The organism is Poseidonocella sp. HB161398, from assembly GCF_005870025.1.
In the GTDB taxonomy this organism is placed as follows: domain Bacteria; phylum Pseudomonadota; class Alphaproteobacteria; order Rhodobacterales; family Rhodobacteraceae; genus Mangrovicoccus.
In genome coordinates this window covers 1-4,881 of record NZ_VATA01000151.1, presented here as the reverse complement: position 1 = coordinate 4,881, position 4,881 = coordinate 1, and the positions used below count along the sequence as shown (strand labels likewise).

The following is a 4,881-nucleotide window of genomic DNA, read 5'->3' as shown; positions in this document are numbered from 1 at the left end:
ACGGTCTCCCGCGAAACGATCCGCGGCCGGGTCGGCCGCTTCGGCCATCAATTTGCCGCCAGCATCCGGTGGGTTCTATCCGTTACCTCGGACTGTGGATCAGCATCAAACCGTGACCCTGCCCATTCGGCTTGCAACCAGCTGTTTATACCGAGACTTTTCTGCTCGAGCCGGGTCCCGATCGGCGCTGATCAGGACCCGGCACGAGAATGAAGTTCTTACATAAACACCGATAGTTATCCATTAATCAGACAGGGTCACGGTTTGGTGACGATCCACATCCGGAAGGAACTGGCCGTTCTGGCCGCAGATTCATGCCAGAATGCGAATAATATGACCCAGGACGGCTCCTTCGCTCGAGTTCTTCGACGGCACAATCTGGCATACTTCAATGCCGTCCGAGGGCCGTCCACTCCAACAAGGCGCGATAGATCGCGCTTTCCTTGTCCATCACTTCGGAAAGAGAAAAACCAGGTTAAGCCGTGCACCCCAGCCATCGGGGCCGCCGTCCGGTGCCTCCGCCCAGTAGCGCAGCCCGCCGCCCACTTGGATACGCTGCCCGCCAACCGTCATCAGCTGGTTGACCCCGAAATTGACTGGCACCGACCAGGCATCGTCCTCCCAGTCATAGCTGCTTTCGGTGTTCACGAAAAGGGACGTGGCCGAGGCTGTCGTGTAGTTGAGGAATGGTTGCAGGAAGGTCTGGTCGAGGTCGCTTCGATCGGCGTCGCCAGCCACCGACCAGATGTGGTTGCCCAATCCGCCGACTGTCCAGGGTCCTGCCTGCCAGAGTGCGACAGCTGTCACGCCCGCGCCCCATTTCTCCGATCCGAGGGTCCGTTCGGAGGCGGTCGGCAGCAGGAAAACCGGACCGAGTCCCCAGGTCAGGGAACTGCCGTTCTTCGGCGAGAAGAAGAGACTCTGGACCGTGTCGCCGAGGCCGAGCTGCATGTTCTCGCCCGGGACAACGTCGTTCTGCCAAGTCAGCGGCACGATCGTGCGCGAGATCATCAGCCAGTCCGCGCCCAGGTCAATCGGAATCACCGGCTGGAAATTCATCAGCCAGCGCGTCCCGTCCTCTGCGCCGAGGCCGTGATCGTAGTTGAACTGAAAGGGTACGCTGACCAGGTTGGCGATGGGATTGGCGAGCTGCTTGGCCAAGTCGGCGTCTGAACCGGACTGCCCCGCTGCTGCGACGGGCAGCAGCGGCAGCAGCATGGCTGCGATCCTTGCCGTTCGGAAATGCATTCCACGATCCTCCCCGGAGTGGTGCGACGGAAGGGCGATGCCGGCGAACACGACGGCATCGCGAGAGTTCCAGATGCTCTTCGCCGAGCCGGGGAACGCGCTCAGGCGGCCCGCGTGCTGTTCAGCTTCGCGCGGACTGCCGGTGGCACCAGCCGCGCGGCCGAGACCCGCGGGAGCGGCATCTCCCGGATCGTCGGCTCCTTGCCGCAGAGCGCCGCGTATTCGGCGAAATTGTCGAAGGCCCGGCGTCCGCGGTAGTCGATGAAGGTCTCGGCCGGGGCGCCGTTGGCCAGGATCACCTCGTGCCCGTCGGTCTCGACATGGTAGTAGGTGACGCGGTCGGGCAGCCCGGCGGCGGGCTCGACCGTGATCGTCGTGCCGTTGACCAGCGCACTGGCATTGATGGCGAGCCCGTCGAGGACAAGGGCGTGATCCGCCGTCAGGACGAGATCGCCATGCGGCAGCCCGTCGCCGAGCGCGCCAGCCCTCACCCGGACAGGCAGGAAGCGATCTGCCGGCGTGAAGCGCTTGTCCACGGTCTGCCGCCCGATCCACCTGACCGCGACCGCACGGCCGTCCGAGGTCAGGATCGTGTCGCCGATGCACAGGGCCTCGACCGCCGTTTCGCCCTCCGGCGTCGCGATGAGGGTTCCGGCGGCAAAGCAGGTGACGAAGTCTGCGTCCGCTGCGGAGTTGAAGGCATCGTCCGTCGTGCTGATCTCGTTGGGCAGCGTGCTGAAGGAGGCCGTCGCGACATACGGGCTCAGCAGGTAGCCGCTGTCGGGGTCGCCATCGATGGTGACAACCGGATACTCCTCGCCGTCGATGGTGTAGGTGCCGATGAAGTGCACGGCATTGCCGTCGACCGTGCCCACCACCTCGTTCTCCTGGAAGCTGTCATCCGACGTGTCGCCGTCATCCAGCGTCCCGGACAGGTCCGAGCTCGTGCCGCCCCCGAAGTTGAGGCTGTTGCCGCTTCTGGTGAACGCGATGACGGACTGGAAATCGTACTGTGCCATTCTTCATGTGCTCCATTTGGTTCGGCGCGGCCCATGCAGGCCGCGGGGCTGGGAAATGGGGGCGGGCCTGCCGATCGCGGCGGGACCGGACCGGAAGGGCGAACTCATCCGGCGACCTCGAAATCGGCGAGGGCGAAGCTCTTGTCGAAGAAAGCGTCCTCCGGCCCGTAGAGGCGGAAATAGACGAACCAGCCGTCATCGCCGACCGTCTCCAGGTGGTTCGAGTCCAGCCCGTCGGGCGCATCGGGACCGACATAGAGGTCGACCGAGCCATCTTCGTTGTACTGCAGCTGCTCCATCCGGCTGTCGAGGCTGACATCGGAAATCTCGGTGCCGCCATTGTCGTACGGGCGCCGCGTGTTCTCGCTGTAGAGCGTCAGAGACCAGAACTGCGCCACCGGGACATCGGCGGGGACATGAAGCACGTAGTTGCGGTCCGCGCGCAGCATGTCTCCATTCGCGTCGCGCTTGGTCGTCATGTAGACCTGCCCGGCACCGGGCGTCGGGTTGACCATTCCCTCGGAGGACCCGACAGCCTCGTAGAACCAGGTCGCGCGCTCGTCGAATTGCTGCAGGACTTCGGTCTCCTGCGCGGTGCCGAAATCGAAGCTCTTGTACCAGGAGGTGCCCGGCCACCAGACGTCGGCATAGCGCGGGTTCACCTGCAGGTTCCGGGTCATCAGCTCGCCGAGCGCCGCCCCTTCCAGCAGGATCTTCCGCTGGCGGTCGTCGGGGGCGAAGTCCTCGCCCTTCACGATGCCCAGCGGCGCAAGCATCTCCATCCAGGGCTTGTCGATCTCGCGCACCGGTTCTTCGTTGACGATGCCTGCCAGCGTCTCCCAGTAGTCCAGGCCGCGCGGCGCGGTGGCGCTCCACTCCACGTCCTTGCCGCGGACGAAGCTCGCCGGTTCCGTCTGGCCGACCGGGCCCATTCTGTACTGGGACACATAGGTGTCGTAGTAGGCCGGGTCGGGATCGAGAATGCGGATGCCGACCATCAGGTTGTTCGTGGCGCTCTGGAAGACGTGGACGTCATCGGCCTCGTAGGCGGAGGGATCGTCCTCCGGTCCGACGACGATATAGGTCGCGCCTTCCCCCTTGTCCGGGCCGGTGAGGCCGAGGTCGAAGACCGGCCGCATCCACATGTCCAGCACGCCCCCCGCTGTCTGTCCGGCCGGGTAGTCGATCTGGATGGGGCCGCCGGAGAGGTCGCTGAAGTTGAAGATGTAGGGCGTGGTCAGGTTGGCGGTGACGATGCCGCGCTTCTCCTTCAGCGTCTCCAGGACGGCGAAGGCCCCCGGAGCGTCCGTGCCGAAGGCCGCACCCTGGGCGTCGCGCCAATGGGCGGTGCTGACCAGCGGCGTCGACCAGATGTAGAGCTGCGCCGCGCGCTGCAGGTCCATCAGGTCGAAGAGGCGTGCGGAGGCGTCGCCGTCGAAATAGCTGTCCTGCAGGTCGATCCGGCCAGCGGGCGTGTCGATTGTCTCGTCGCCCTGCAGCGTCGCCCCGGCAAGCGGCACGGCCTCCTGCGCGCGGAGGGTGCCGGAGGCTGCCAGGAGGAGCGCGGATGCCGTGGTTGCGAGAATTAGACGGTAGGTCATGGGGTCTGTCCTGAAATTGCGTACGGACGCGGCCCGGAGGGGCCGCGCAAAAGCTCTACTGCACGACCCTGACCAGATCGTCGGGCTTCCAGGTCTGGTCGTAGAAGGCATCCTCGGCGCCGTAGAGCCGGAGGCAGGCGACGAAATTGCGCCCCGGCACCGTCTGGATGAAGGCGGCATCCGCCACGCCCTCGGGCTTTTGCGGGCCGAACCAGATGTCGATCGACCCGTCCGCGTTCTGCGGGATGTCGTAGTAGCCGTTGGTCGAGGGCAGCATCTGAGCGGTTTCCGGCATCGTGCCGTCGGTCACGTTATAGGCCGTCACCGCCCAGAACAGCGCGGCGGGAACGTCCGGCGGCAGGGTCAGCCGGTAGGTGCTGCCGCCTTCCAGGAACTCCCCTTCGGCATCGCGGATGGTGTAGGGGTACTTGGACCCCGCGCCCGTCGTGCGCATCACCATCGCCGGGGCCGAGGAATAGGCGTACTGGAAGAAGCGCGACCGCGCGCCCAGATCCAGATAGCTCTCCTGCATCCAGTCATTGGTGCCGCCGACCCAGGCGCGTTCCCATTGCCGGTCGTCATAGTACTTGCTGCGCCCGTCCGCGCGTCCCGTCTGGGCCGAGGCGAGGATCATCTTCGGCGCGTCCGCGAGCGCCTTCTCCAGCGCTGCCCGCTGCCAGTCATGCGGCTCGAAGGGGGCGCCCTTGACGATGCCGATCGAGGCCAGGACGCCGCGCAGCTCGGGGTCGATCGCCTCGACGGGCTCGTAGTCGACGAAGGCCTTCAGCTTGGTCCAGTACTCGAAATCCGTCGGGTACATCATGTTGACCCGCACGCCGCTGGCATTGGGGAATTCCATCGCGGGGATGTCCTTCTCCACCTCCCAGAGCGGATAGATCCGCGTGGTTTCCGCCGCCGCGACGGCCGGGGCCGGATCGGGGGCGCCGTCGCCCTGCGCCATCACCGTGCGGAAGAAGAGGAAGACGTTGTAGGTGGAGGACTCGAAGGCGAAG

The 4,881-nt window shown here is 65.4% G+C and carries 4 protein-coding genes; all 4 read right to left on the bottom strand.

The features are described from left to right. Positions 1-450 precede the first annotated feature (450 nt). Entirely contained in the window at positions 451-1,218 is a 768-nt protein-coding gene (locus tag FGX59_RS35905) for a transporter (protein ID WP_138473354.1), read from the bottom strand. A gap of 131 nt (positions 1,219-1,349) precedes the next feature. After that, on the bottom strand, positions 1,350-2,267 hold the full coding sequence (locus FGX59_RS35900; protein ID WP_138473353.1) for a Hint domain-containing protein: 918 nt from the start codon (positions 2,265-2,267) through the stop codon (positions 1,350-1,352). 104 nt (positions 2,268-2,371) lie between these two features. Continuing rightward, positions 2,372-3,868: a DUF1214 domain-containing protein gene (locus FGX59_RS35895; protein ID WP_138473352.1), complete on the bottom strand. Its 1,497-nt coding sequence runs from the start codon at positions 3,866-3,868 to the stop codon at positions 2,372-2,374. A 55-nt stretch (positions 3,869-3,923) separates the two neighbouring features. After that, a partial coding sequence (locus FGX59_RS35890) for a DUF1214 domain-containing protein (protein WP_138473351.1) occupies positions 3,924-4,881 on the bottom strand: 958 nt, incomplete at its 5' end.